Origin of the sequence: Streptomyces sp. YPW6 (assembly GCF_018866325.1) — a bacterium.
GTDB lineage: Bacteria > Actinomycetota > Actinomycetes > Streptomycetales > Streptomycetaceae > Streptomyces.
Map to the genome: position 1 here is coordinate 6,156,873 of NZ_CP076457.1, position 25,696 is coordinate 6,182,568.

Annotated in this window: 17 protein-coding genes, 1 tRNA gene and 1 pseudogene; 5 read left to right on the plus strand and 14 right to left on the minus strand. The window is 71.1% G+C overall.

The features are described 5' to 3' along the window. Positions 1–54: 54 nt before the first annotated feature. Both KME66_RS26975 and pyk read left to right on the plus strand, forming a co-directional pair. Positions 55–741, plus strand: a pseudogene (locus KME66_RS26975) (SIMPL domain-containing protein); the annotation flags it as partial. A 123-nt stretch (positions 742–864) separates the two neighbouring features. Further along, positions 865–2,304: a pyruvate kinase gene (gene pyk, locus KME66_RS26980; RefSeq protein WP_073217609.1), complete on the plus strand. Its 1,440-nt coding sequence runs from the start codon at positions 865–867 to the stop codon at positions 2,302–2,304. A 6-nt stretch (positions 2,305–2,310) separates the two neighbouring features. Here pyk and KME66_RS26985 read toward each other — a convergent pair whose 3' ends face one another. Then, the gene (locus KME66_RS26985) at positions 2,311–3,078 is read right to left on the minus strand and encodes a helix-turn-helix domain containing protein (protein ID WP_216326926.1); all 768 of its coding nucleotides are present in this window, start codon (positions 3,076–3,078) and stop codon (positions 2,311–2,313) included. A 109-nt stretch (positions 3,079–3,187) separates the two neighbouring features. After that, positions 3,188–3,262 (minus strand) — tRNA-Leu (locus KME66_RS26990). A gap of 96 nt (positions 3,263–3,358) precedes the next feature. On the opposite strand from KME66_RS26990, the gene KME66_RS26995 reads away from it, so the two are divergent. Continuing rightward, positions 3,359–4,015 carry an ANTAR domain-containing response regulator gene (locus tag KME66_RS26995; RefSeq protein WP_073217604.1) on the plus strand — a complete coding sequence of 219 codons (657 nt, stop codon included), beginning with the start codon at positions 3,359–3,361 and terminating at the stop codon, positions 4,013–4,015. Positions 4,016–4,105: 90 nt separating this feature from the next. Here the strand turns inward: KME66_RS26995 and KME66_RS27000 are convergent, their stop codons facing one another. The 11 genes from KME66_RS27000 to KME66_RS27050 all read right to left on the minus strand — a co-directional run bounded on the left by KME66_RS27000 (position 4,106) and on the right by KME66_RS27050 (position 19,607). Continuing rightward, on the minus strand, positions 4,106–4,822 hold the full coding sequence (locus KME66_RS27000) for an ABC transporter ATP-binding protein (RefSeq protein ID WP_073217601.1): 717 nt from the start codon (positions 4,820–4,822) through the stop codon (positions 4,106–4,108). Beyond that, positions 4,819–5,757: an ABC transporter ATP-binding protein gene (locus KME66_RS27005; RefSeq protein WP_216326929.1), complete on the minus strand. Its 939-nt coding sequence runs from the start codon at positions 5,755–5,757 to the stop codon at positions 4,819–4,821. Before KME66_RS27005 ends, KME66_RS27000 begins: the two co-directional genes overlap by 4 nt. A gap of 2 nt (positions 5,758–5,759) precedes the next feature. Continuing rightward, positions 5,760–7,598, minus strand: a complete 1,839-nt coding sequence (locus KME66_RS27010; protein WP_216326932.1) for a branched-chain amino acid ABC transporter permease — start codon at positions 7,596–7,598, stop codon at positions 5,760–5,762. Continuing rightward, the gene (locus KME66_RS27015; protein WP_073217596.1) at positions 7,595–8,524 is read right to left on the minus strand and encodes a branched-chain amino acid ABC transporter permease; all 930 of its coding nucleotides are present in this window, start codon (positions 8,522–8,524) and stop codon (positions 7,595–7,597) included. The genes KME66_RS27010 and KME66_RS27015 overlap by 4 nt, the downstream gene beginning before the upstream one ends. A gap of 100 nt (positions 8,525–8,624) precedes the next feature. Continuing rightward, positions 8,625–9,860, minus strand: coding sequence for a branched-chain amino acid ABC transporter substrate-binding protein (locus tag KME66_RS27020; protein ID WP_073217593.1), 1,236 nt, complete (start codon positions 9,858–9,860; stop codon positions 8,625–8,627). A gap of 665 nt (positions 9,861–10,525) precedes the next feature. After that, positions 10,526–10,996 (minus strand): PaaI family thioesterase, encoded by a 471-nt coding sequence (locus tag KME66_RS27025; protein WP_073217591.1) that lies wholly within the window; start codon positions 10,994–10,996, stop codon positions 10,526–10,528. A gap of 146 nt (positions 10,997–11,142) precedes the next feature. Then, on the minus strand, positions 11,143–12,201 hold the full coding sequence (locus tag KME66_RS27030; protein ID WP_216326935.1) for a TolB-like translocation protein: 1,059 nt from the start codon (positions 12,199–12,201) through the stop codon (positions 11,143–11,145). Beyond that, entirely contained in the window at positions 12,198–13,481 is a 1,284-nt protein-coding gene (locus tag KME66_RS27035) for an MFS transporter (RefSeq protein WP_216329650.1), read from the minus strand. Before KME66_RS27035 ends, KME66_RS27030 begins: the two co-directional genes overlap by 4 nt. A 28-nt stretch (positions 13,482–13,509) precedes the next feature. Further along, positions 13,510–15,291: an RICIN domain-containing protein gene (locus tag KME66_RS27040; protein WP_216326937.1), complete on the minus strand. Its 1,782-nt coding sequence runs from the start codon at positions 15,289–15,291 to the stop codon at positions 13,510–13,512. Between the two features lie 678 nt (positions 15,292–15,969). Continuing rightward, positions 15,970–16,977, minus strand: a complete 1,008-nt coding sequence (locus KME66_RS27045; protein WP_216326940.1) for a hypothetical protein — start codon at positions 16,975–16,977, stop codon at positions 15,970–15,972. A 338-nt stretch (positions 16,978–17,315) separates the two neighbouring features. Continuing rightward, the gene (locus KME66_RS27050; RefSeq protein ID WP_216326944.1) at positions 17,316–19,607 is read right to left on the minus strand and encodes an FdhF/YdeP family oxidoreductase; all 2,292 of its coding nucleotides are present in this window, start codon (positions 19,605–19,607) and stop codon (positions 17,316–17,318) included. Positions 19,608–19,745: 138 nt separating this feature from the next. Between KME66_RS27050 and polA the strand changes: the two genes are divergently transcribed. After that, positions 19,746–22,457 (plus strand): DNA polymerase I, encoded by a 2,712-nt coding sequence (polA, locus tag KME66_RS27055; RefSeq protein ID WP_216326947.1) that lies wholly within the window; start codon positions 19,746–19,748, stop codon positions 22,455–22,457. Between the two features lie 158 nt (positions 22,458–22,615). Here the strand turns inward: polA and KME66_RS27060 are convergent, their stop codons facing one another. Continuing rightward, positions 22,616–23,485, minus strand: coding sequence for a DUF4184 family protein (locus tag KME66_RS27060; protein WP_216326950.1), 870 nt, complete (start codon positions 23,483–23,485; stop codon positions 22,616–22,618). A 188-nt stretch (positions 23,486–23,673) separates the two neighbouring features. On the opposite strand from KME66_RS27060, the gene KME66_RS27065 reads away from it, so the two are divergent. Further along, entirely contained in the window at positions 23,674–25,548 is a 1,875-nt protein-coding gene (locus KME66_RS27065; protein WP_216326953.1) for a lytic murein transglycosylase, read from the plus strand. Positions 25,549–25,696 lie beyond the last annotated feature (148 nt).

A 25,696-nucleotide genomic window follows, 5' to 3' on the forward strand; every position in this document is an offset into this window, starting at 1 on the left:
ACACCACCCGCCGTGCCACAGTGAACACATGACCGAAACCCCACCTCCGCACCCCACCCCTCCCACGGCACCCCCACCGCCCCCCGCGTCACCGTCCGCGGCGAAGCCCACCTCGAAGTCGACCCCGAGATCGCCCACATCACCATCACCCTCACCGCCCGCAACACCGACCGCCGCACCACCCTCGACGACCTCACCCGCCGCAACACCACCACCCTCGACCTCATCAAGAGCCACGGCGACACCGTCGAAAAACTCGAAACCGGCACCCTCACCATCCGCCCCGAACTCGCCCGCCACGGCCGCGGCGAACGCATCCGCGCCTACCACGGCAGCATCCAACTCACCGCCACCCTCAGCGACTTCACCACCCTCGGAGAACTCGTCGCCCGCCTCGCCGACCAGGAACTCACCCGCATCGACGGCCCCTGGTGGGCCCTGCGCCCCACCTCCCCCCACCACGCCGCCGCCCGCCGCCAAGCCGTCCACGAAGCCCTCCAACGCGCCCGCGAATACGCCGAAGCCCTCGACACCCGCATCGGCGCCCTCCTCGAACTCAGTGACACCGGCACCACCGGCGGACCCGCCTTCGCCACCGCCGCCTACGGAGGCGCCGGAGCCCTCCGCTCCGCCCACGTCGAAACCGCCACCGACGCGGCCCCCGTCGACCTCGAACCCGTACGCCAGAACGTCGACGCCCAAGTCGAAGCGGCCTTCACCCTCATCCCGCCGAACCTCTGAAAAACGCTCATCAGAGCACCCCGCCGCACAATTCAACACTTGTCAATAACCCTTCACCCAAAGGTTGTTGAGGTGTCATGCGTAGCCAAATACCTACCCGTAGGTAAGGTTTAGGCTCGAACCATGCGCCGAGCGAAAATCGTTTGCACCCTGGGACCCGCAACCAACTCGTACGACCAGATCAAGGCCCTGGTCGAAGCGGGAATGGACATCGCCCGCTTCAACCTCAGCCACGGCAGCTACGCCGAACACGAAGAGCGCTACCACCACGTGCGCAAGGCGTCCGAGGAAACCGGCCGCAGCGTCGGCATCCTCGCCGACCTTCAAGGCCCGAAGATCCGCCTCGGACGCTTCCGCGAAGGCCCCGTACTCCTTGAACGCGGCGACACCTTCACCATCACCGTCGAACCCCTCGAAGGCGAAGGCACCGGCGACATCTGCGGCACCACCTACGACGGACTCGCCGCCGACGTCACCACCGGCGAACGCATCCTCGTCGACGACGGCCGCGTCACCCTCGAAGTCACCGGCGTCGACGGCCCCCGCGTCCACACCACCGTCATCGAAGGCGGCATGGTCTCCGACAACAAGGGCCTCAACCTCCCCGGCGTCGCCGTCTCCGTCCCCGCCCTCTCCGACAAGGACATCGACGACCTCCGCTGGGCCCTGCGCACCGGCGCCGACCTCATCGCCCTCTCCTTCGTCCGCACCGGACACGACATCGACGACGTCCACCGCATCATGGACGAAGAGAACCGCCGCCTCCCCGTCATCGCCAAAGTCGAAAAACCCCAGGCCGTCGACAACATCGACGACATCGTCGCCGCCTTCGACGGCATCATGGTCGCCCGCGGCGACCTCGGCGTCGAAATGCCCCTGGAACAGGTCCCCATCGTCCAGAAGCGCGCCATCAAGCTCGCCAAACGCAACGCCAAACCGGTCATCGTCGCCACCCAGATGCTCGACTCGATGATCGACAACTCCCGCCCCACCCGCGCCGAAGCCTCCGACGTCGCCAACGCCGTCATCGACGGCACCGACGCCGTCATGCTCTCCGGCGAGACCAGCGTCGGCAAATACCCCATCGAGACCGTGCGCACCATGTCCCGCATCGTCGAGGCCGCCGAGGAAGACCTCCTCGCCAAAGGCCTCCCGCCCCTCACCGAACGCAACAAGCCCCGCACCCAGGGCGGCGCCGTAGCGAGGGCCGCCGCCGAGATGGGCGACTTCCTCGGCGCCAAGTTCCTCGTCGCCTTCACCCAGAGCGGCGACACCGTCAAACGCCTCTCCCGCTACCGCTCACCCATCCCGCTCCTCGCCTTCACCCCCGACGAAGCCACCCGCGCCCAGCTCAACCTCACCTGGGGCGTCGAGACCTTCCTCGGCCCCGAAGTCGACTCCACGGACGCGATGGTCGCCCAGGTCGACGAACAGCTCCTGCGCATCGGCCGCTGCGCCAAGGGTGACGTGGTCGTCATCACCGCGGGCTCCCCGCCCGGCGTACCCGGCTCCACGAACCTGGTCCGCGTCCACCACATCGGCGAGGACGACAGCCCGAAGTAGAGCGGCTCAGTATTTCGGCCCGACGTGCGCATCCATGAGGGCGACGGATGCCCGTCGGGCTACGGAGATGTTGAGCGGCTTGCCGCCGCGTGTCAGGGTCGTCCACTCGACGCCGACGGCGGTGAGCGTGTCGCTGAAGAGTGTGCGGATGTCGTCGGACTTGTTGGTGAAGAAGTACCGGGGGTACTCGTAGCGCTTGCGTTCGTCGCGAACCATCCGCGTGGCCCAATTCGTGATGCGGCAGCCGTCGGAGTGGATGAGCCCGCGGATGAACTCCCAGGGGTGGGCGTCCACGATCAGTTGCTGCCATGGTTCGAGGGCGATCCGGCGGTCGTGCTTCTTGCCGGGGCCGTGCTGTGGTAGGAGGCAGGGCCAGTGCTTGCTCCAGCAGGTGATGTTCTTGCAGCCCTCTCGCTGGAGTCGGAAGACCTTGTTGTCCGGTCGGGCGAGCTGTATGGCCTCGGCGCAGGCGTCGATGAGACCTGGCCAGGCGTCATCGCAGGCGATCCGGAGAAAGTGCACCCCGCTCCGGGACGTGCTGATCCAGCCGTCTCCGAGGTAGAGCCCCAGCAAGTAGGCATAAGAGGAGGGGTTCTCGATGGAGGTGGGAGTGTCGGCGCACCTGGGGCATGGGGTCGTGGCGAGTGGTTCGAGGCGTGCCTGCCATGAGCGAATCGCGGCGCGTGATACGCCGGTCTGCTTGCTCACCGAATTGAGGCTTCGCCCCTGGGCGACCAGAGCCAGAGTCCGCTCGCGAGTTCCGATGTCGTACATGCTGCCGAGTTTTGTCGCGCAAACGTGCCTTCGGCGGGGAAAGAGGCGCGCGTAATCAGATCAAGTGAAGTTCAGCGAACCACCCTGCGCCTTGGATTCCAAGGAAAAGTGCCCCAGGTGGGATTCGAACCCACACTGTCCGCTGTTTGAGAGCGGCCTCTCTAACCAGTTGGAGTACTGGGGCCTTGGAAAGCAAGGTATTTTGCTCCCCTGCGGGTCACTACCTTACAGGAGCTAGGTAGGCTCGTGACAGCAGTATCTGCCCATACCGAGGAGCCCCGTGACCACCCCCGAGTCGCCCCAGCCCGTAGACGCCGTCGACGACGACAAGTCGCACGTCCCGCCGCTGACGACCCGCGTCGTCATCGCCGAGGACGAGGCCCTCATCCGCCTCGACCTCAAGGAGATGCTGGAGGAGGAGGGCTACTCCGTCGTCGGTGAGGCCGGTGACGGGCAGCAGGCCGTCGAGCTGGCCCGGGAGCACAGGCCGGACCTGGTCATCCTGGACGTGAAGATGCCGGTCCTCGACGGGATCTCCGCCGCCGAGAAGATCGCCGGGGAGTCCATCGCCCCGGTCCTCATGCTCACCGCGTTCTCGCAGCGCGACCTCGTCGAGCGGGCCCGGGACGCCGGGGCCATGGCGTACCTGGTGAAGCCGTTCAGCAAGAGCGACGTCGTGCCCGCCATCGAGATGGCCGTCTCCCGGTTCGCCGAGCTGAAGGCGCTGGAGAGCGAGATCGCGGATCTGTCCCAGCGGCTGGAGACCCGGAAGCTGGTGGACCGGGCCAAGAGCATCCTGCAGACGGATTACGGGCTCTCCGAGCCGGCCGCGTTCCGGTGGATCCAGAAGACGTCGATGGACCGCCGGATGTCGATGCAGCAGCTCGCGGAGGCGTTGATCGCGGACGCCGAGGAGAAGAAGAAGCCGGCGGAGTAGCCGCGTCCACCACGCGTGAGTACGCGTGCGTACGGAAGAGGCCCGCACCCGGGCGAACCGGGTGCGGGCCTCTTCCGTACGGCTGGGGTGTCAGTCCTCGCCGAGGTACGCCTTGCGGACGGAGTCGTCGTGGAGCAGGTCCTGTCCGGTGCCGGAGAGGACGATGCTGCCGATCTCCATGACGTGCGCGTGGTTGGCGAGGGAGAGCGCCGCCTGGGCGTTCTGCTCGACGAGCAGGATGGTGGTGCCCTGCTGGCGCAGTTCGGTGATGGTCGCCATGATCTTCTGCATCATGATCGGGGAGAGGCCCATGGAGGGTTCGTCGAGCATGAGCAGTTTGGGCTGGGACATGAGGGCGCGGCCCATGGCGAGCATTTGCTGTTCGCCGCCGGAGAGGGTGCCTGCGGCCTGCTTGCGGCGTTCCCCGAGGATGGGGAAGAGGTCGTAGGCGCGCTGGATGTCCTTGTTGATGCCGTCGCTGTCCTTGCGGAGGAACGCGCCGAGGCGGAGGTTGTCCTCGATGGTCATGCGGGGGAAGATGTGGCGGCCCTCGGGGGAGTGGGCGAGTCCGAGGGAGACGACCTGGTGGGCCGGTGTGCGGCGGAGGGACTTGCCGTTGAACTTGATCTGGCCGGCGAGCGGTTTGATCAGTCCGGAGAGGGTGCGCAGGGTGGTCGTCTTGCCGGCGCCGTTGGTGCCGATGAGGGTGACGACTTCGCCTTCCTCGACCTTGAACGAGATTCCTTTGACGGCCTCGATCTTGCCGTAGGCGACGCGCAGGTCCTCGACTTCGAGAAGTGCGGTCATCGGTCGTTCTCCTTGCTGGTGCTGTCGCCGGTCGTGGCCGGAGTGGCCGCGGTGGTGTCCGTTGCGGCGGTTTCGGCTGCTTCGGCGGCTTCGACTTCGGCGACTTCGGCTGCGCCGGGGTCGCCTTCGAAGGGTTCGCCGAGGTAGGCGGCGACGACGCGTTCGTCGCCCTGGACCTCGGCGGCGGTGCCTTCGACGAGCTTTTCGCCCTGGACGAGGCAGGCGACGCGGTCGCAGAGGTTGAAGATGAAGCGCATGTCGTGCTCGATGACGAGGACGGCGATGCCCTTGTCGCGGATGGCGAAGATGAGTTCTTCGGCCGCGCGGGTCTCCTGGGGGTTCATGCCGGCGGTGGGCTCGTCCAGGAGGAGGAGGCCGGGTTCGCTGGCGAGGGCGCGGGCGATCTCCAGCTTGCGCTGCTCGCCGTAGGGGAGGTTGCGGGAGAGGTGTTCGGCCTTGTGGTCGAGGCCGACGAATTCCAGCAGTTCCATGGCGCGGGCCTTGGATTCGGCTTCGGCGCGGTGGAAGCCGGGGCCGCGCAGGAGGGCGGACCAGAGGCCTTCTTTGGTGCGGGTGTGGCGTCCGACGAGCACGTTCTCCAGGACGGTCATGTTGGAGAAGAGCCGGATGTTCTGGAAGGTACGGGCGATGCCGGTCGCCGTGATCTTGAAGGACTTGGGGGGGAGGATCGTGCCTTTGTAGCGGACTTCGCCTTCGGTGGGGGTGTAGAGGCCGGTGAGGCAGTTGAAGAAGGTGGTCTTGCCGGCGCCGTTGGGGCCGATGAGGCCGACGATCTCTCCGGAGTTGACGGTGAGGTCGACCGACTGGACGGCGGTGAGGCCGCCGAACCGCATGGTGACGCCGCGGGCGTCGAGGACGGTTTCGCCGGGGGTGCTCACGGTGGTGGGCTCGGCGGTGGTGGTGTCGGTGGTCATCGTCAGGCCCCTGCCTTGGTGAGAGTGGCGGGTGCTTCGTCCTTCTCGTGGAACTCCAGTTGCTGGCGCCGGTTGGCGATGAGGCCCTCGGGGCGGAAGCGCATGAGGAGGACCAGGGCGAGCCCGAAGGCGAAGAGCTGGTAGTCGCTCATGAACTGGAGTTTCGCGGGGATGAGGAAGAGGAGGGCGCCGCCGACGAGCGGTCCGCTGATGGTGCCCATGCCGCCGAGGACGACCGCCGCGAGGAGGAAGGCCGAGTTGGGCGGGACCGCGTGCGCGAACTGGTATTGCTCGGGTGTCACGGTGTAGGTGACGTGCGCCTGGACGGCTCCGGCGAGCCCGGCGAGGGTCGCGCCGAGGGCGAAGGCGACGAGTTTGGTGCGGAAGCCGTTGATGCCCATGGCTTCGGCGGCGGTCTCGTCCTCGCGGATGGCGACCCAGGCTCGGCCGATGCGGGATTCGGCGCTGCGGCGGAAGACGACGACCACGATGAGCGTGACGAGCAGCATCAGGAAGAAGTAGTTCGCGAAGCGGCCGATGGTGAATCCGGCGATGCTGTGGGTGGCGCCGAAGTCGAACCCGAAGAGGTTGAGGTTCGGAATGGAGGAGATGCCGTTGGAGCCGTTGGTGATGTCGGGGCCGGAGGTGCCGTCGAGGTTGAGGACGCCGATGCGGAAGATCTCTCCGAAGCCGAGGGTGACGATGGCGAGGTAGTCGCCGCGGAGTCGGAGGGTGGGGGCGCCGATGAGGACGCCGAAGATCATTGAGGCGACGGCGCCGACGAGGATGGCCTGCCAGAAGGGCAGGTGGATGCCGAAGGGTGAGGTCGGGGAGCCGGAGACCAGGGCGGCGGCGTAGGCGCCGACGCCGAGGAAGGCGACGTATCCGAGGTCGAGGAGTCCGGCGAGGCCGACGACGATGTTGAGGCCGAGGGCGACGGTCGCGAAGATCAGGATGTTGACGCCGATGGTGGCGTACTGGTCGTCGGACTGGGTGAACGGGAAGGCCGCGGCGGCGGCGAAGGCGCCGGCGAGGGTGACGTTGCGGTGGCGTGCGGTGAGGGTGGAGACGCGCTGGATGAGTCCGGCTTTGCCGATGGCGCCGAAGCCGAAGCCGGCCGTGATGAGGAAGCCGATGAACAGTTCGTCGTATTCGGTGGTGATGCCGTAGGTGAAGACGACCAGGCCGAGGGCGAGGACTGCGACGACGATCAGGATCTCGACGTAGGAGGGGAGTGTCTTGGTGGGGCGCGCGGGTTCGGTGGCGAAGGCGCCCTTGTAGACGGTCCAGTGGTTGCCGAGGGTGTGCTTGAACCGGCCGAAGGTGTTGTCCTCGGGGTCGGCGGGGGTGGTTTCGGGGCGCTCGTAGGGGAGTGAGCGGGTCCCGAGCCAGCCGATGAGGGTGGCCACGAGGGCGAGGTAGCCGCCGGGTTCGAGGTTGGCGAGGCCGCCCAGCTGGACGCTGATGGCGATCATGGTGAACCAGGCGGTGGCGAGTCCGGCGTAGGCGGCGAGCCGCATCGCGGCGTCGGCGCCCTGCGGGGTGAGCCAGGTGAGGCCCTTGATCCCGTAGGAGGAGAGGCTGAAGAGGGTGAGGAGTGCGCCGCTGACGAGGACGAGCCACTGGAGGCCGCCGGGGTAGCCGTAGACGGTGAGGTCGCCGGGGAAGGCGGAGGTCCAGGTCCAGGCGAGGAAGGCGGAGACGACGGTGAGTGCGCCGCCCGCGACGGCGGTGGCCCGTGCGGCGGCGGGCGGAAGGGTGAGGGGGCGGCGGGGGGCGGGGGCGGCCTGCGCCGGGGTGGTGGCTGTGGTGGTGTTCTGTGTGGTGGTCATGGTGGTCACGCCCTGTCCGCGACGCGCTCGCCCAGGATGCCTTGGGGCCGGAAGAGGAGCACGAGGATGAGGAGTACGAAGGCCCAGGCGTTGGCCCAGGACTGGCCGCCGAGTTGTTCGAGGCCGGGGACTTCGGAGATGTAGGCGGCGGCCATGGTTTCGGCGACGCCGAGGGTGAGGCCGCCGATCATGGCTCCGTAGATGTTGCCGATGCCGCCGAGGACGGCTGCGGTGAAGGCTTTGAGGCCGAGGAGGAAGCCCATGCGGAATTGGACTTCGCCGTATTTGAGGCCGTAGGCGACGGCGCCGATGGCGGCGAACGCGGCGCCGAGGGCGAAGGCGACCACGATGATGCGGTCGGTGTTGATGCCCATGAGCTTGGCGGTGTCGGGGTCCTGGGCTGTGGCCTGCATGCCGCGGCCGGTGCGGGTCTTCATGACGAAGTAGCCGAGGATGGCCATGGACAGGGGGGCGGCGATGAGGAGGAAGACGTCGCCGGTCTGGATGGTGACGGGGCCGAGTTCGAAGGGGCCGCCGGGGATTTCGGGGAAGGTGCGGGCGGACTTCGCGCCGGGGTACCAGGCCCAGACGGCCTGCTGGAGGGCGAGGGAGAGTCCGATGGCGGTGATGAGGGGGGCGAGGCGTGGTCCGCCGCGGAGGGGTCGGTAGGCGAATCGTTCCGCTCCGACGGCGATGGTGGTGGCGACGATGATCGCGCCGATGATCATGAGGGGGAGTGCGAGCAGCACGCTGGTGCCGCTGGGGAGTATGAGCCAGACCGTGAGGGCCCCGAAGCCGCCGGTCATGAAGATCTCGCCGTGGGCGAAGTTGATGAGCTGGACGATGCCATAGACCATCGTGTAGCCGATGGCGACGAGCCCGTACATCGATCCGAGTAGCAGGCCGTTGACCAGCTGTTGCGGCAGTTCGTTCACCGCGGGTCCTCCGTGTCTTTCGCCGGATATAGAGCGGCGCGGGGCGCTTGGTGCGGCGCCCCGCGCTGCGGTGGTGGTTCAGGCTGGTGGGTTTAGCTGGTCAGCTGGTGAGCTCGCCGGACTTGACGGCGGCCCAGGCGTCGTCCTTGTACTCGTAGACGGTGAGCTGCTTGTTGGTGGTGTCGCCGAATTCGTCGAAGGAGACCTTGCCGGTGACGCCTTCGAAGTCGACCTTGCCGGTGGCTTCGGCGACCTTCTCGCGGGCGTCGCTCGGGAGCTTGCCGTCGTTTGCCTCGACGACTGCCTTGACGGCCTCGATGATGGCCCAGGCGGCGTCGTAGGAGTAGCCGCCGTAGGCCTCGAAGGGCTCCTTGTAGCCGGCCTTCTCGTAGTTGGCGACGAACTCCTTGGCGGACGGGAGGGTGTCGATCGGTGCGCCGACGGAGGTGGCGAGGTCGCCGACGCCCTCGGCGCCGGAGAGCTTGAGGTATTCGCCGCTGTAGATGCCGTCGCCGCCGACGAGCGGGATCTTGGCTCCGGCCTTCTTGATCTGCTTGCTGAGGGGGCCGGCCGCGGGGTATTCGCCGCCGTAGTAGACGACGTCGGCGCCGGCGCTCTTGACCTTGGTGGCGACCGAGGAGAAGTCCTTGGTCTCGGGGTCGATGTGCTCGGTGCCGACGACCTTGCCGCCGAGCTTTTCGAACTCGGCCTTGAAGGTGCCGGCGAGGCCCGCACCGTAGGTCTTCTTGTCGTCGATGACGAAGACCTTCTTCTTCTTGGCGTCGTTGAAGAGGTACTGGGCGGCGAACGGGCCCTGGACGGCGTCGGTGGTCGCGGTGCGGAAGTAGGAGGCGAAGGGGCGGGCCTTCTCGCCGCCGTTCCAGTTCTGGCCCTGGGTGAGGGAGGGCGAGGTGTTGGCGGGGGAGACCTGGACGAGCTTGGCGTCGGCGAGGACCTTCTGCATGGACTCGCCGACGGAGGAGTTCAGCGGGCCGACGACGCCGAGGACTTCCTTGTTGGCGACGAACTTGCTGGCGTTCTGCTGTCCGGAGGAGGGCTGCGCCTGGTCGTCGAGGGCTTCCACCTTGAAGGTGATGCCGTCGACGTGCTTGGTGGCGTTGGCCTGCTTGGCGGCGAGGTCGGCGGAGTTCTTGATGCCGAGGCCGAGGGCGGAGAGGTCGCCGGTCAGCGGGGCGTCGATGCCGATGACGACGGTCTGCGTGCCACCGTCGCCGCTGTCGCCGCTCTTGCTGTCGTCGCGCGACCCGCAGGCGGTGAGCGTCAGTGCTCCGGTGGTGAGCACTGCGGTGAGTATGAGCAAAGAACGGTGTCGCACGAGAGGGTCCTTTCCCTGGCGCGGCGCTCCTCGGGCATGAGGTGCCGTGATCATCGCCGGGCCGTACTGGGGTGGTACAGGGCCGTGCAGCAGACGCGCCCGGCGGCGCGGTGACTGGCGGTGACTCTAAGCGCAGCCGGGGGTCATCGGGATGGGTCGGCTGCGGATGTGACTCTCTTGTTATGCCCTTGAGCAAGGCTTGAGGTTCCTGTGAGGGGATGTGCGGGTTTCGCCTGGACTGCGCATGGCTCACATGGTGAGAACGCGCAGCTCTGCTAAGGGGCTTGAGGTGATCTTGGTGCTGTCGCGCGGGTGTGGGCGCGTGGGGTGGGGGGAGGTGGCGGGCGGGGGTGGCCGGGTGCGCGGGGGTGGGGGGTGCCGGGGTTTTCGTGTATCGCGCAAACGTTACGCAGTGTTACATGTGTGGGGGATGTGTGCGGCGTCTTCGGGTCGGCTTCGCTGTGGAAGCAGGTCATGGAACCGGTGTCTCCGTCAAGGGTGTTGACGGTGTCTTGCTGTCAACTTCCTTGAAACGTGCCGGATATGGGGATGCGCGATCCGGAATGCGGTGTGGTCGCCGTCGGTGCGACCGTCGCCGGTCTGGGTCGCAGACGGCGAACGGCCCGCCGGTCGGGGCCGGCGGGCCGTTCGCGTGCTGTGACGGTTCAGCCCGCTGCGGGCGTGGGGGCGTCGCGGAGCAGGCAGGTCAGGCGTGCGGTGCAGACCCGCTTGTCCTGGTCGTCGGTGATGACGATCTCGTACGTGGCGGTGGAGCGGCCCCGGTGTACGGGGGTGGCGACGCCGGTGACGAGGCCGTTGCGGACGCCTCGGTGGTGGGTGCAGTTGAGGTCGACGCCGACGGCGATCTTGTTCGCGCCGCCGTGGAGCATGGAGCCGATGGAGCCGAGGGTTTCGGCGAGGACGGCGGAGGCTCCGCCGTGGAGGAGGCCGTAGGGCTGGGTGTTGCCTTCGACGGGCATGGTGCCGACGACGCGGTCGGCGGCGGCCTCGACGATGGTGACGCCCATGCGTTCGCCGAGGTGGCCGGCGGAGAAGAGGGCGGGCAGGTCGATGCCGAGTGCCGCGTACTCGTCGATGACTTCCTGCGGGAAGAGGGGTGCGGTGTGCTCGCCCATGGGTCCGGCTCCGTTCGTCTGCGCGGGTTCGTCGCTGTCTGCACTGTTCTTATCAGACGGCTGAGCGGACGCTTAGCCTGCGGTTCGGTCACGCGGGTCCGGCGGGTTCGCGGCAGCGGTGTCCTGGGCGGTCCGGGCCGCCGCGCTCAGGGCAGGGCGGCGGGCCGTGGCGGCGAAGTGCCCTCTCCCGCGGGCTCGGTGGTGATGGTCGGCGAAGCCCCCTCGTACCGCGCCCGCGGGGCGCCCGAGCCGTCGGCGGGGACGGCGAACACCTCGGGGCCGTTCCGGCCCGGCTTCGCGTAGCCGACGGTCTTCCCGTCGAGCCAGGCCGCCTGGTCGTCGATGTCCGCGGTCTCGGCCAGCGCGGTGTCCGATCCCCGGCGCAGGTCCAGCACGTGCAGCCGCCAGCGGGTGCCGGCCCGTTTCTTGTACGCGATCCGGGTCCCGTCCGGGGAGAGTGAGGGGCATTCGACGTTGCGGCGCAGCGCGGTGAGCCGGCGGGTGCGCAGGTCGCCGCGCATCAGCCAGGTGGTGCCGTCGGCGGCCATGGTCGCGTAGAAGGTGCGGTCGTCGGCGGCGAAGGTCACCCCCCAGAAGTTGACGCTCTCCCGGTGGAACGGCCTGCCGTCCACGAAGACCGCGTAGTCCTCCAGCGAACCGTGGTGGGCCCCGGTGCGGAGGTCGTAGACGCCCGCCGTGGTGGAGAACTGCCCGGACTGCGCGTACGAGTCGCCGCTGCGGAAGACCGTCCAGGCGACCCACCGGCCCGAGGGGGACACCCGGGTGCGGCTGGGTTCGCCCCACACCGGCAGGGTGAGCACCGGCCGGTCCTTCCCGGCGCGGTAGACGCGCAGCTCGGTGGCCATGGGCCCGGGCAGTGCGCGCAGGCAGGTCAGCACACCGGCTGCGGTGGCGGCGCGCTGGCAGACCGGGCCGCTGCCCAGTACCCGGCCCGTGCGGTCGAGCTGGCGTACCCGGTGGGTCGGGCCGGCCACCAGGAGGACCGTGCCGGGCCGTTCCAGCCGCAGTGGCCCGGCGCTCTCCGCGGCCGGCTGCCGGCGCCAGGCCACCGCCCCGATCGCGGCCGCGAGCAGGGCGGCGACCAGCACGGCCCCGGCGATCCGGCGCGACCGGTCGGTGCTGCGGCGGCCCTCCGTGTCCGCCGCTGCGGTGTCCGGTCCGGTCGTGGTGCTGGACCCGGTCATGGCGCGGTCCTCCTCGGTCCCAGGTGTGCGGATACGGCGACGGCGGCGGCGAGCAGGGCGGCGTAGAGCGTGAAGGCCGTTCCCAGGCCCACCACGGCGCACAGCCCTCCGAAGGCCACCGCGCCTCCCGCCCGTGCCAGGGCCTGGGCGGTCTGTACGGCGGCCAGTCCGGTCGCCCGCGCCCCGGCGGGGATCGCCGGGGCCACATGGGCCATCAGGACCCCGTCGGTGGCGGCGTAGAACAGCCCGTGCAGGCCCAGTGCCAGCACCGGTGGCAACCAGCCCGCCGGCGCGGCCGGCATCAGCAGATACGCGGTCAGCAGCACCGCGTGGCCGCCGAGGAACAGCCGCCAGCGGCCGATCCGGTCCGCCAGCCGGCCGAGCGGGGCGGCGGCCGCCATGAAGACGAGGGCGGTGCCGAGCGGGAGCAGCGGCAGGGCCCGCACGGGGAGTTCGGCGCGTTGCTGCACGGCCAGGAAGAAGAACATGTCGCCGACGGTGGCCAGGCCGAGCAGCCCGGCGGCCAGGACGCAGCGGCGGACGTCCCGCGACAGGGCCTCCGCGAACAGCCGTACGCGGGGCGGTGCGGGCCCGGGGGCGGCGGGTGCCGGGGGGCCGGGGGCCGGGTCCGGTCGTACGAAGCACACCAGGACCACCACCCCGGCCGCGGCCAGGCAGAAGCTGACCAGGAAGGCGGTGTCGTAGCCGCCGGGCACCGCCAGCAGCACCGCGAACGCCAGCAGCGGACCGATCAGCGCGCCGCAGGTGTCCATCGCCCGGTGCGCGCCGAAGGCGCGGCCCAGGTCGCCGTCCGGGACGGAGGCGGCGATCATGGCGTCGCGTGGACCGGTCCTGATGCCCTTGCCGGTGCGGTCCGCCGCGACCAGGGTGCCGATGGCCGTCGCCGAGGAGCCCGCGGCGGGCAGGGCGAGCTTGGTCAGTGCCGACAGGCCGTAGCCGGTGACGGCCAGGGCCTTGGGCCGGCCGAGCCGGTCGGCGGCCCAGCCGCCCAGGAGCCGGAACAGCGCGGTGGCCCCGGTGTAGAGCCCGTCGAGGGCGCCGAGGCGCAGATAGCCGATGCCCAGCCCGTACATCAGGTACAGGGGCAGCATCGCCGTCACGAGTTCCGCCGAAGCGTCGGTGAGCAGGCTGACCGCTCCCAGGGCCAGCACCGTCCCCGGGATCCGGCGACCCGGCCCCGCCCCGCCGTCCCGGCCGCCGGAGCGGCCGGGACGGCGGGTGCGGTGGGTGTCGGCGGCCCGGGTGTGCGAGAGGTACATCACCACGACCCTCCTCGGGCGTCCGCGATCAGGAGGCGGCGGTCGGGACCCACCGCTGGCTGGCCCGGCCGTCGCACCCGTTCTGCACGATCCGGGCCCCCCGGGTGGTCGAACTCCCCGAGACGTCCATGCACATGCCGCTGTGGACGGAGGTCAGCCGGAAGGCGGAGCCGTCCGCCGTGACCCGCCATCGCTGCCCCGGTTCGTCCGAGCAGGTCGCGTCCACGGCGGCGGCCCCGTCCGCGGTGGAGGCCACGGCCACGCAGCGCCCGCTGGACTTGATCTTCATCTGGTAGCCGCTGTCGGCGTCACCGGTCAGGGTGAAGCGCTGGTTGACGTAGGCTCCGCCGTCCCACTGGACCAGGTGCTCCCCGCTGGTCGGCTTGTCCAGTGCCAGGCCGGAGTTGACGTTGTCGATCTTGTACGTCCGGCCCGAGACGATCGGCCCCGGCGCGGGCGTCGGCGTGGGCGTGGGGGTGGGTGTCGGTCCGGGGCCGCCGTCGCCCTTGGCGTGGCAGGCGCCGGAGACCGAGTCGGTGAACGTCCGCCCGGCGACCGGCTTGAAGGTGAAGGAGTAGCCGGTGGACGACAGGTCGAACCGGCCGACGCCGAAGGTCTTGTTGTCGAACTTCTCCGAGGTGGCCGCCGACCTTCCGGTGGAGGAGTAGAGCGCGCGCCCGCCGGTGCCGATGACGAAGGGGCGTACGCCGTTGGCGGTGTCCTTGCGCCCGTCGGCCATCGACGGGGCGAAGCGCTCGTAGTGGTGGTCGTGGCCGGTGACGACGACATCGGCCTTGTAGTCGGTCAGGGCCTTGTAGAGCGGGGAGGTGCCGCTGGTGTCGCCGTGGTCACCCGAGGAGAACCGGGCGTGGTGCCAGTAGGCCAGCGTGCACGGCTTGCCGCTGGCCGCGAGGTCGGCCCGCAGCCACTTCTCCTGGGTGCTGCCGGTGCTCATCGAGACGTTGGAGTTCAGCGCCACCAGGTGCCAGTCGCCGACGTCGAAGCTGTAGTACCCCTTGCCCTTGCCGCCGGTCTCGACGTTCTTGCCGCCGTAGTAGTCGAAGTACCCGGAGGCTCCGCTGGTCCGGTACTCGTGGTTGCCCGGGGTGGGGTGGACCAGGGAGTTGAACCGGCCCCAGTAGCGGTCGTAACTGCCCTTGAACTCCGAGAGCTTGCCCGAGTCGTAGGCGTTGTCGCCGGCCGTGATCACGGCGGCGGGCGCCATGGCGGCCACCACCTCGGCCGTCTGGTTGCAGGCCGTCCCGCAGATGTCGCCGGCCGCGGCCAGGGTCACCGTGTCGGCGGCGAGCGGCCGCTCGCCCGACTGGTAGGCGTCGACGGTGAAGTGGCTGCCCGGTGTGGTGAGCGCGGGCTCGACGGTGACGCAGTCGCCCTCGAAGGCCCGGGTGTGGAAGGCCCGTCCGGCCCCGGCTCCGGCCGTGAGGGTCTGCTCGCCGCCGCGGGATCCCCGCAGGGTGACGGTGTCCGTGCCGCGCAGTTCGAGCGCGTCGAACCGGACCCGCAGCCAGCGCGCGCCGTCGTCGCAGATCCGGTGGGCGGCGCGGGCCTGCTGGTCGCCGGTGCGGCCGGCCACCTCCGTGCGGCCGAAGTGGGCTGCCCGCTGCGCCAGTTGGGGTACCTCGGCGGTCGCTGAGCCGGACAGCGCCGCCGGGGCGGGCGGGCCGGACGCGGCGTCGCGGGCGGTCAGGGAGTGGGCGGCGGTCAGTCCGCCGCCGGTCAGGACGAGGGCCGTGGCCGCGGTGAGCAGATACCGCGCCGAGAACGGCGAACGTGGTCGGGAAGTGCCCATGCTGAAAGCCTCCGTGGGGGGTGGGAAACGGAAACGCCGCCGCCACCCGCCGGGCGAGCACGGTCCGGGACGGGGCGCGGCCATGGCGGGGAACGTACTGCTCCGGTCGCGGCCCTTGACAGTGCGCGGCGGACCCGGGGCGGCAACTCTCCGGACAGCCGGCCCGCACCGGGACCCCGCCCTTCTCGCGGCCCGGTCACCCGGGGGCCCCCGGAAGCCGGAACCTCCCAGGTGGGAGGGGGATCCAGGTCCCCGGCCGGGGCCCCTTCGCGCTCCCGTCCCCGGGAGCGGCGCGATCGGAGGGCCGTACGGCGCCGGACATCCAGAGAGTGGCGGACGGACCGGCGGAGGCGGGACCGGCCCGCCGGTGACCGGTCAGCGGTGCACGCCGACCGCTCACCGGGGCGCGAGGGGTGCCGGCCGTCGGCCTGCGGCGGGCACCGGCCGGTCACGGGTGCGATGCGGGCGCGCCGGTCATGCGGGGCCGCCGGGCGGCCGGCGGCCCCCGCCGGGTGACGGCCCAGGGCACGAGGACGGTACGGGGGCGTTACGGGTACGGAGGGCGGGAGCAGTGGAGGTCACGCCGGGTACGGGGGCCGGGCGGTGGAGGTCGTGCCGGGTACGGAGGCAGGGGGCGGTGGAGGTCACGCCTGGTCCAGGGGCGGGGGCGCGGGCAGGTCAGCCCCACTGCCACCGGATGCCGTGGATGCCCGGGACCGGCGACGCGGCGACGTGCTGGACGACGCCCGAGACGCCGGGATACAGCTCGTTCGTCTCCTCCCGGGAGGCCGACACCTTGGCGCGGTGGAAGTACAGCACCCGGGCCGGCAGCGTGGACGGGTCGAACACGACCTCCTGCACCAGCTCCGGCGGACTGGTGCGGACCCGCAGGTCCGCGACGGTGGACCGGACGCCCGGCGGGAAGCGGACCGTGTGGGCCACGCGGATGCACTGGCCCGCCCGCAGCTCCCGGTCCAGCAGCAGCTCATAGGCCATGAACCCGCTGTCCGCGTCGAACCGCTGCCGCCCGGGGCGGCACGCCTGGGTGTCGGTCACCCGGGGGCTGGAACGCAGCTCCGGCTCGTGCAGGGCGACCACCAGCCTCCGTACCCCGTCCCTGGTGGCACGCAGGGTCCGGTGCCGGACGATTCCCGCGTGGCACCGCTCGGCGTCCACCAGGGCCGCGTGGTACGCGCTGAGCGGCACGAACGCGTGCAGGTCGAGCGGGGTGGCGTCGATCATGGCCAGGACCGCCACGAACGCGGCCGGGTGGTCCCAGACCTGCCGGGTGCTCAGGGAACCCGGGCTGTGACGCAGATGCGGGCCCCGGGGCCGCGGCGGTCCGATGAGCGCCAGCAGCGCACCGGACGGCAGCCCGAGGATCTTCTCCAGAGCCACCACCGCCTGGAGCGACTCGGGCCGCTCCGGCTGGTTCTCGCCGCGCTGCCAGTAGCTGAGCGCCGTGGTGCTGGCCCGGACCCCCTGCCGCTGCAGCCGGTAGCGCAGGCGCTCCAGCGTCAGCCCGCTGTTCCGGATGGCCAGGGACAGCGCCTGGCTGAAGGGCCCGTCGCGAAAGGCCCGGACCCACTCCTCGCCGCCGGGCCTCTCCGCCGGGGGCACCTGGGTACGGGGGGCGGGCGCCTCGCTCGCCGGCCCGGCCGGGCCCGGTCTCGTCGTGTCGCGCACGGCGCCTCCATCCGACGCGAAGGACTGTGGTGGATTCTCCCGGCCCCTGTCAACGGGCGTCCACCGTGCCACCGGGGGGTTGCGGCGTCGCCGGTCGTGGTCCGGGTGTTCCGCCCCGGGAGGCTGCGGTCGGTGCCGTGGGCTCGGCCGGGGCCGGTCGAACGGAGTGAGGGCCTTCCGGGTCCGGTGGGGACCGCGACGTCCACACCGACCGGAAGGCCCACCGCCTCACCATCGCGCGTGCCCTGGGCCGGGGCCGGACGCCTGCGTCCGGCCCGCGTGGCCGTGCACGGCCACGCGGCGGGCCACGACCACGCACGCTCGGGGCGCGGCGGTGCTCAGTCGCTGCCGGAGGTGCTCCGGGGCTCCTCGAAGCGGATGACGACGGACTTGCTGGCCGGGGTGTTGCTGGTGTCGGCCGTGGAGTCGAGGGGGACCAGGACGTTGGTCTCCGGGTAGTAGGCGGCGGCACAGCCCCGGGCAGTGGGGTAGTGGACGATGCGGAAACCCTCCGCGCGCCGTTCCACGCCGTCCTTCCACTCGCCGACCAGGTCGGTGTACCCGCCGTCGGTGAGGCCGAGGGCGGCGGCGTCCTCGGGGTTGACCATGACGATGCGTCGGCCGCCCTTGATGCCCCGGTAGCGGTCGTCGAGTCCGTAGATGGTGGTGTTGTACTGGTCGTGCGACCGCAGGGTCTGCAACAGCAGCCTGCCGTCGGGGAGTTCGGGGTACTCGACGGGGGCTGCGGTGAAGTTGGCGCGACCCGTGGCGGTGGGGAAGCGGCGCTCGTCGCGGGGGGCGTGGGGGAGAGTGAAGCCGCCGGGGCGGGCGATGCGGGTGTTGAAGTCCTCGAAGCCGGGGACGACGCGGGAGATGCGGTCGCGGATGGCGGCGTAGTCCCGCTCGAACCCCTCCCAGTCGGTACGGGAGCGGGCGCCGAGGACCGCGCGGGCGAGGCGGGCGACGATGGCCGGTTCGGAGAGCAGGTGGGGGCTCGCGGGGGTGAGGTTGCCGCGGGAGGCGTGGACCATCCCCATGGAGTCCTCGACGGTGACGAACTGCCTGCCGCCCGCCTGGACGTCCTTGTCGGTACGGCCCAGCGTCGGGAGGATCAGGGCCCGGGTCCCGGTGACCGCGTGGCTGCGGTTGAGCTTGGTCGAGACGTGGACGGTCAGGCGGGCGCGGCGCATCGCCGCCTCGGTGACGGCGGTGTCGGGGGTGGCCGCGACGAAGTTGCCGCCCATGGCGAAGAAGACCTTCGCCTCGCCGTCGCGGAGCGCCTGGATGGAGCGCACCACGTCCATGCCGTGGTGGCGGGGCGAGGTGATGCCGAACTCCTGGTCGAGGGCGTCGAGGAAGGCCGGCGCCGGCCGTTCGAAGATGCCCATGGTGCGGTCGCCCTGGACGTTGGAGTGGCCGCGCACCGGGCAGACCCCGGCGCCGGGGCGGCCGATGTTGCCGCGCAGCAGAAGGAAGTTGACGACTTCACGGATGGTGGGGACGGAGTGCTTGTGCTGGGTGAGGCCCATGGCCCAGCAGACGATGGTGCGCTCGGAGGCGAGGACGAGGGCGAGCGCCTGCTCGATCTCGGCGCGGGTGAGGCCGGTGGCCCTGAGCGTCCCGTCCCAGTCGGCGGCTTCGGCGGCCTCGGCGAACTCTGCGTAACCGTGGGTGTGGTCGGCGACGAACGCGGTGTCGACGGCGCCTTCGGTCGCCAGGATCAGCTTGTTGAGGAGGCGGAAGAGGGCCTGGTCGCCGCCGATGCGGATCTGGAGGAAGAGGTCGTTGAGCGGGGTGCCCTTGAGCAGGCCGTGCGGGGTCTGGGGGTTCTTGAACCGCTCCATGCCGGGCTCGGGGAGCGGGTTCACCGAGATGATCTTCGCTCCGGACTGCTTGGCCTTCTCCAGGGCGGACAGCATCCGGGGGTGGTTGGTGCCGGGGTTCTGACCGGCGACGATGATCAGATCGGCCTGGTGGAGGTCCTCCAGGGAGACGCTGCCCTTGCCGACGCCGATGGTCTCGGTGAGCGCCGAGCCGGACGACTCGTGGCACATGTTGGAGCAGTCGGGGAGGTTGTTGGTGCCGAACTCGCGGGCGAAGAGCTGGAGGAGGAAGGCGGCCTCGTTGCTCGTGCGGCCCGAGGTGTAGAAGAGGGCCTCGTCGGGGGAGCCGAGCGCGGTCAGCTCCTCGGCGATGATGGCGAACGCCCGCTCCCAGGTCACGGCCTCGTACCGGTCGGCGCCCTCGGGGAGGTACACCGGGTGGGTGATCCTGCCCTGCTGGCCCAGCCAGTAGCCGCTGCGCTCCGCGAGGTCGGCGACCGGGTGCGCGGCGAAGAAGCCGGGGGTGACCCGGCGCAGGGTCGCCTCCTCGGCCACCGCCTTGGCGCCGTTCTCGCAGAACTCGGCGGTGTGCCGCTCGTCGCCCTCGGGCCAGGCGCAGCCGGGGCAGTCGAAGCCGTCCTTCTGGTTGACCTTGAGGAGGGTCCGCGCGGTGCGCCGCACACCCATCTGCCGCGTCGCGATGCGCAGCGAGTGGGCGACGGCGGGCAGCCCGGCGGCGGCGTGCGGGGCCGCTTCGACCTGCGGGGCGTCCTGGACCGGGTCACCGGTCGGCGGCTTGGTGGCCATGATGCTGCTCCCCTTCGAGCGCTCTTCCACAGGAGCGAGGCGTCTCCCTGTCCTCACCGTTCTCACCACCGATCCTGTCACGGCCGTGCAAGGCCGTGCCGGTCCGGATTGTCAGTGGGGCGTGGCAGGATCGGGGGCGTGGCTGAGACGGCATCGAAGAAGACGGCAGACAACCGACCGCGCCTGCTCCTCATGGACGGGCACTCCCTGGCGTACCGGGCGTTCTTCGCCCTGCCCGCGGAGAACTTCACGACGGCGGTGGGGCAGCCGACGAACGCCGTGTACGGCTTCATGTCGATGCTGGCGAACACCCTGCGTGACGAGGCGCCCACGCACTTCGCGGTCGCGTTCGACGTGTCCCGCAAGACCTGGCGGGCGCAGGAGTTCCCGGAGTACAAGGCGAACCGCTCCAAGACCCCCGACGAGTTCAAGGGGCAGGTCGAGCTCATCGGAGAGCTGCTGGACGCGATGCGCGCGGACCGGTTCGCGGTGGACGGTTTCGAGGCGGACGACGTCATCGCGACGCTGGCGACGCAGGCCGAGGCGGCCGGGTTCGAGGTGCTGATCGTCACCGGCGACCGGGACTCCTTCCAGCTGATCACGGACAACGTGACCGTGCTGTACCCCACCAAGGGCGTCTCCGAGCTGACCCGGTTCACCCCGGAGAAGGTCGTCGAGAAGTACGGGCTCACCCCGCAGCAGTATCCGGACTTCGCCGCTCTGCGCGGCGACCCGTCGGACAACCTCCCGGGCATCCCCGGCGTCGGTGAGAAGACCGCCGCGAAGTGGATCAACCAGTTCGGTTCGTTCGCCGAGCTCGTCGAACGGGCGGAGGAGGTCAAGGGCAAGGCCGGGCAGAATTTCCGCGACCACCTGGACGCGGTGAGGATGAACCGCGTGCTGACCGAGATGGTCCGGGACGTGGAGCTCCCGAAGACCCCGGCCGAGCTGGAGCGCGCCCCGTACGACCGCACCGCGGTCACCGGTGTCCTCGACATACTGGAGATCCGCAACCCGAGCCTGCGCGAGCGCCTCCTCGCCGTCGACCCGGGGGCGGCCGAGGCCGAGCCGCCCGCGCCCGCCGCCGGGATCGAGCTGGACGGGGCCGTGCTCGGCTCCGGCGAGGTCGCCCCGTGGCTTCAGGAGCACGGCGCGCAGCCGCTCGGCGTCATGACCGTCGACACCTGGTCACTGGGGGCCGGCACGGTCACCGAGATCGCGCTCGCCGCCGCCGCCGGGGCCGCCGCGTGGCTGGACCCGACGCAGCTGGAGGAGGCCGACGAGCAGGCGTTCGCCGCCTGGGTGTCGGACCCGGCCCGGCCCAAGGTCCTGCACAACGCGAAGAACGTCATGCGGGTCCTGCCGGAGCACGGCTGGCGGCTCGAAGGCGTCGCCATGGACACCGCGCTCGCCGCCTATCTGGTGAAGCCGGGCCGCCGGTCCTTCGCCCTGGACGCGCTGGCCGTGGAGTATCTGGGCCGTGAGCTGGCCCCGGCCGCCGCCTCCGACGGACAGCTGGCCTTCGGCGCGGACGACCGGGCCGAGCAGGACGCCCTGATGGCCCAGGCCCGCGCCGTCCTCGACCTGGGCGACGCGTTCACCACCCGGCTCAAGGAGGTGGGCGCGGCGGAGCTGCTGCACGACATGGAGCTGCCGACCTCCATCCTGCTGGCCCGCCTGGAGCGGCACGGCATCGCCGCGGACCGGGCCCATCTGGAAGGCATGGAGCAGCAGTTCGCCGGGACCGTGCAGCAGGCGGTCAAGGAGGCGCATGCGGCGGTCGGCCGCGAGTTCAACCTCGGATCGCCCAAGCAGCTCCAGGAGATCCTCTTCAACGAGCTGGGCCTGCCCAAGACGAAGAAGACCAAGACGGGCTACACCACGGACGCGGACGCGCTGGCCTGGCTGGCCGCGCAGACCGAGCACGAGCTGCCGGTCCTGATGCTGCGCCACCGCGAGCAGGCCAAGCTGCGGGTCACCGTCGAGGGCCTGATCAAGACGATCGCCGCCGACGGCCGGATCCACACCACGTTCAACCAGACGGTCGCCGCGACCGGCCGGCTCTCCTCCACCGACCCGAACCTGCAGAACATCCCCGTCCGCACCGACGAGGGCCGGGCGATCCGCCGGGGCTTCGTCGTCGGCGAGGGCTTCGAGACGCTGATGACGGCGGACTACAGCCAGATCGAGCTGCGGGTCATGGCGCACCTCTCCGAGGACGCCGGCCTCATCGAGGCGTTCACCTCCGGCGAGGACCTGCACACCACGGTCGCCTCGCAGGTCTTCGGCGTCGAGAAGGACGCGGTCGACGCCGAGATGCGCCGCAAGATCAAGGCCATGTCCTACGGTCTGGCCTACGGCCTCTCCGCCTTCGGCCTCTCCCAGCAGCTGGGCATCGACCCCGCCGAGGCCCGGGTGCTGATGGACACCTACTTCGAGCGGTTCGGCGGGGTGCGGGACTACCTCCACCGGGTCGTCGAGGAGGCCAGGGCCACCGGCTACACGGAGACGATCCTCGGCCGTCGCCGCTATCTCCCCGACCTGAACAGCGACAACCGCCAGCGCCGCGAGGCCGCCGAGCGCATGGCGCTCAACGCCCCGATCCAGGGCACCGCGGCGGACATCGTGAAGGTCGCGATGCTGCGGGTGGACAAGGCGCTGACCGAGGCCGGCCTGACCTCGCGGATGCTGCTCCAGGTCCACGACGAAATCGTCCTGGAGATCGCGAAGGGCGAGCGGAAGCAGGTGGAGGAGATCGTGCGCCACGAGATGGCGAACGCGGTCGAGCTGCGTGCTCCGCTCGACGTCTCGGTCGGCGTCGGCAAGGACTGGGAGTCCGCCGCCCACTGAGCCACCTCACGCGCTGAGGCATCGCCACGTGCTGAGGAGCCGCCATGCGCCGAGCCGCTGCCTCGCGCCGAGCGGCGGCCATCGACAGGGGAGGGGCCCGGAACCGCACCACGCCGCACCACGGTTCCGGGCCCCTCCGCTGTCGCGCTCCTCCGTCGCTACCCCCGGCCGGCCGGCGCCGCCGTCCGGGACTCCTCCGGTACGGACCCGGACCGGCCGCGCCCCCGCGCCCCGGGCCGCACCAGCATCCACACCCCGTACAGCAGCAGTCCGGCCGCCAGCCCCGCGCCCGCGCCGAAGCAGGCCGTCGGAATGATGTCGAGCGGGCTCTCCACCCGGCCGAAGTGCGCGTACCAGCGGACGCACCGGTGGACGACACCGGCCAGCACGCACAGGGCCAGCAGACCGAGGGCGCCCCACCGCTCCCGGCGGCCGAGCACCGGCACCTCCACCGGCGCGGGGACAGCCGGGGTCCGCCGCAGTCCGGTGGCGGCGAACCAGCCGATGACCACGAGGGCCAGCGCCGAACTCCCGTACTGCACGAACTGGAACACCGGAAGGCCGCCCACGCTCCGGTTCAGGAACGGCAGCAGCTCCGTGCCCCACCGGCTGTGGTGGGTGAACGCGTCCCACACCACATGCGTGGCCGCGCCCAGCGCACCCGAGACGGCGAACCACAGCCAGCCGGAAGGACCGAAGGAGGCCCGCGTCCACCGCCGCCCCCGGACGAACGCGTGGACGCGGCCCCGAACCCGTACCGGCAACAGCGCCACCAGTGGCTCACGCAGCAGCGCCCACACCGCGACCAGCACGGCGGCGATGGCCACGTTCACCGTGACGGTCCCGGCGAAGGTGTGCGTGAACGACCCGAACTCCATCGCCCCCGGGACCACCGTGTCCGCGAAGTAGGTGATGTCGGGCGCGAACGAACCGGCGACGAGAGCCGAGGGGAACAGCGGCCACCGGCCGGTCCCGTCCCGGCGGATCGCCGGGAGCACGGCGGCGGCATGACTGAGCGTGAACGGCATGGCGGCAAGTATGGGGGACCGCCGGGGCACCCTCGGGTGCCCCACCGGACAACGCGCGCCCGTGAACGTGAAAATACAGTAAGAAGCGGTCAGCCCTCGGTGCCCGGGCGACACGAGGTGCCGTAGGGTCGCGGGAGTCGCTGCGCTGGGGAGCGCGAGCAGCCTTCGAGGGGGAGGGACCGGAACGTATGGCAGCGCACATGCGCCGACGTCTGCGCAGGGGAGCCACGACCACAGCCGTGGCGGCGGCGGCCGTGGCGGCGCTCGCGGCATCGCAGGCTCCCGCGGCGACCCTGGCCGACGGGTCCGTGGGCAGCGGCGACCCGCAGGCCGCGGGCGAGGACACCGCGAACGGCGGGACCGACGGCGCGGCCACCGGCAACTCGCCCTACTACACGGACCTTCCGCCCCTGGTCTCGCCCGACAAGCCCACCGCGTCCAACGTCCTCCCGGCGGCGGGCAGCTCGGAAGCCGGCATTCCGGCGTCCGTCCTCGCCGCGTACAAGCAGGCCGAGCGGACCGTCGCGACCACCGACCCCTCCTGCCGGCTGCCCTGGCAACTCCTCGCGGCCATCGGCAAGGTCGAGTCGGGCCAGGCCCGCGGCGGGCGCGTCGACGCCAACGGCACGGCCAGCCCCCGCATTCTCGGCCCCGCTCTCAACGGCCAGGGCTTCGCGCTGATCAAGGACACCGACGGCGGGGCGTACGACGGGGACGCGGTGCACGACCGCGCGGTCGGCCCGATGCAGTTCATCCCCTCGACCTGGGCCTCCTGGGGCCAGGACGCCAACGGCGACGGCCGCAAGGACCCCAACAACATCTACGACGCGGCGCTCGCCGCCGGCCGCTACCTCTGCGCCAACGACCGCGATCTGGCCCTCTCCGCCGACCTCGACCGGGCCGTGCTGAGCTACAACCGGTCGACGGAGTACCTGCGCACGGTCCGCTCCTGGTTCTCCTACTACCAGCGCGGTACGCACGAGATCCCCGACGGCACCGGCACGCTCCCCAGCTCCCCGAGCACCCCCAGCCCGAGCCCGCGTCCGGGCACCGGTAGCGGCACGGGCACCACCCCGAGCCCGAAGCCCTCCCCGGCCGAGCCCGGCGGCACGCCGAGCCCGACCCCGTCCAAGCCCGGCGGCAAGCCGAGCCCGGACCCCTCCAAGCCCGGCGGCGGAGGCTCCACCGACCCGACGCCGAAGCCGCCCACCCCGAAGCCGCCCACCCCCAAGCCGACGCCGCCGTCCGAGACCCTGGGCTCCCTGGAGAACGCGGGCACCGGCCCGCTGCGCGCCACCGCGGGCCAGGAGTTCGACGAGCGGGTCTCCGTCCTGGCCCGCAACGCGGCAGGCGCCCCGCTCGCCAAGGTGCCCGTCACCTTCACCGTCACCGGCGACACCGGCACGCTCTTCGCCGAAGGAAAGAAGACCGTGACGGTGTGGACCGGAAGCGACGGCACCGCCACCGCACCGAAGCTCCGGGCCGGCGAGAAGGCCGGAGAGTTCACCGTGACCGCCGTCGCGGGCACCGGCCGGGCGCGTACCCTGACGTACGCGGCGAGGGTCACCGCCCGCCAGGCCGACGCGATCGCCCGGACCGACGAGAAGGCGCTCACCGCCGCCCCCGGCGAGAAGTTCGCGGACGCCGTCACCGTCAAGGCCACCTACCAGGACGTCGCCGCGGCCGGAGTGGCCGTCACCGCCACCATGGTCAAGGACCGCCTGGGCGCCGTCGAGAACGACAAGGGCCCGCACTTCGAGGAGGACGCGGACGGCAAGCCGGTCCGCACCCTCACCACGCTGACGACGGACGCCGACGGGCAACTGCGGCTCCCGGAGATCTTCGCCGACGACCACGAGGGCACCTATCTGCTGCGCCTGACCACCGAGGGCGGCGCCTCGGTCGTCATCGAACTCACCGTCGAGGCCCCGGAGAAGCCGGCCCCGGGCGAGACGACCGAGCCGGGCGAGACGACCGAGCCGAACGAGCCGGGCGAGGCGCCCACGCCGGGCGAGACGCCCTCCGCGGAACCGACACAGACCCCCGCGGCCACCAAGCCCTGACCCCGTCCCGCCCCGCCGCGCAGCGGTCGCACGACCTCTGCACAGCCCCTCGGCCACCCGGCCGAGGGGCTGTCCGCTCTGTTCTCATCTCGCGCCCCGGTTGCTACGGTGCCCCACCCTGACGGCCCATCAGGCAGCCGTCACCGGA

What these genes read in the sequence shown, in the direction of transcription:
- pyk (WP_073217609.1), top strand. Translation starts at nt 865, where the DNA reads ATGCGCCGAGCGAAAATCGTTTGCACCCTGGGACCCGCAACCAACTCG.
- KME66_RS26985 (WP_216326926.1), bottom strand. Translation starts at nt 3,078, where the DNA reads ATGTACGACATCGGAACTCGCGAGCGGACTCTGGCTCTGGTCGCCCAG.
- KME66_RS27000 (WP_073217601.1), bottom strand. Translation starts at nt 4,822, where the DNA reads ATGACCGCACTTCTCGAAGTCGAGGACCTGCGCGTCGCCTACGGCAAG.
- KME66_RS27005 (WP_216326929.1), bottom strand. Translation starts at nt 5,757, where the DNA reads ATGACCACCGACACCACCACCGCCGAGCCCACCACCGTGAGCACCCCC.
- KME66_RS27025 (WP_073217591.1), bottom strand. Translation starts at nt 10,996, where the DNA reads ATGGGCGAGCACACCGCACCCCTCTTCCCGCAGGAAGTCATCGACGAG.
- KME66_RS27030 (WP_216326935.1), bottom strand. Translation starts at nt 12,201, where the DNA reads ATGACCGGGTCCAGCACCACGACCGGACCGGACACCGCAGCGGCGGAC.
- KME66_RS27035 (WP_216329650.1), bottom strand. Translation starts at nt 13,481, where the DNA reads ATGTACCTCTCGCACACCCGGGCCGCCGACACCCACCGCACCCGCCGT.
- KME66_RS27040 (WP_216326937.1), bottom strand. Translation starts at nt 15,291, where the DNA reads ATGGGCACTTCCCGACCACGTTCGCCGTTCTCGGCGCGGTATCTGCTC.
- KME66_RS27050 (WP_216326944.1), bottom strand. Translation starts at nt 19,607, where the DNA reads ATGGCCACCAAGCCGCCGACCGGTGACCCGGTCCAGGACGCCCCGCAG.
- KME66_RS27060 (WP_216326950.1), bottom strand. Translation starts at nt 23,485, where the DNA reads ATGCCGTTCACGCTCAGTCATGCCGCCGCCGTGCTCCCGGCGATCCGC.
- KME66_RS27065 (WP_216326953.1), top strand. Translation starts at nt 23,674, where the DNA reads ATGGCAGCGCACATGCGCCGACGTCTGCGCAGGGGAGCCACGACCACA.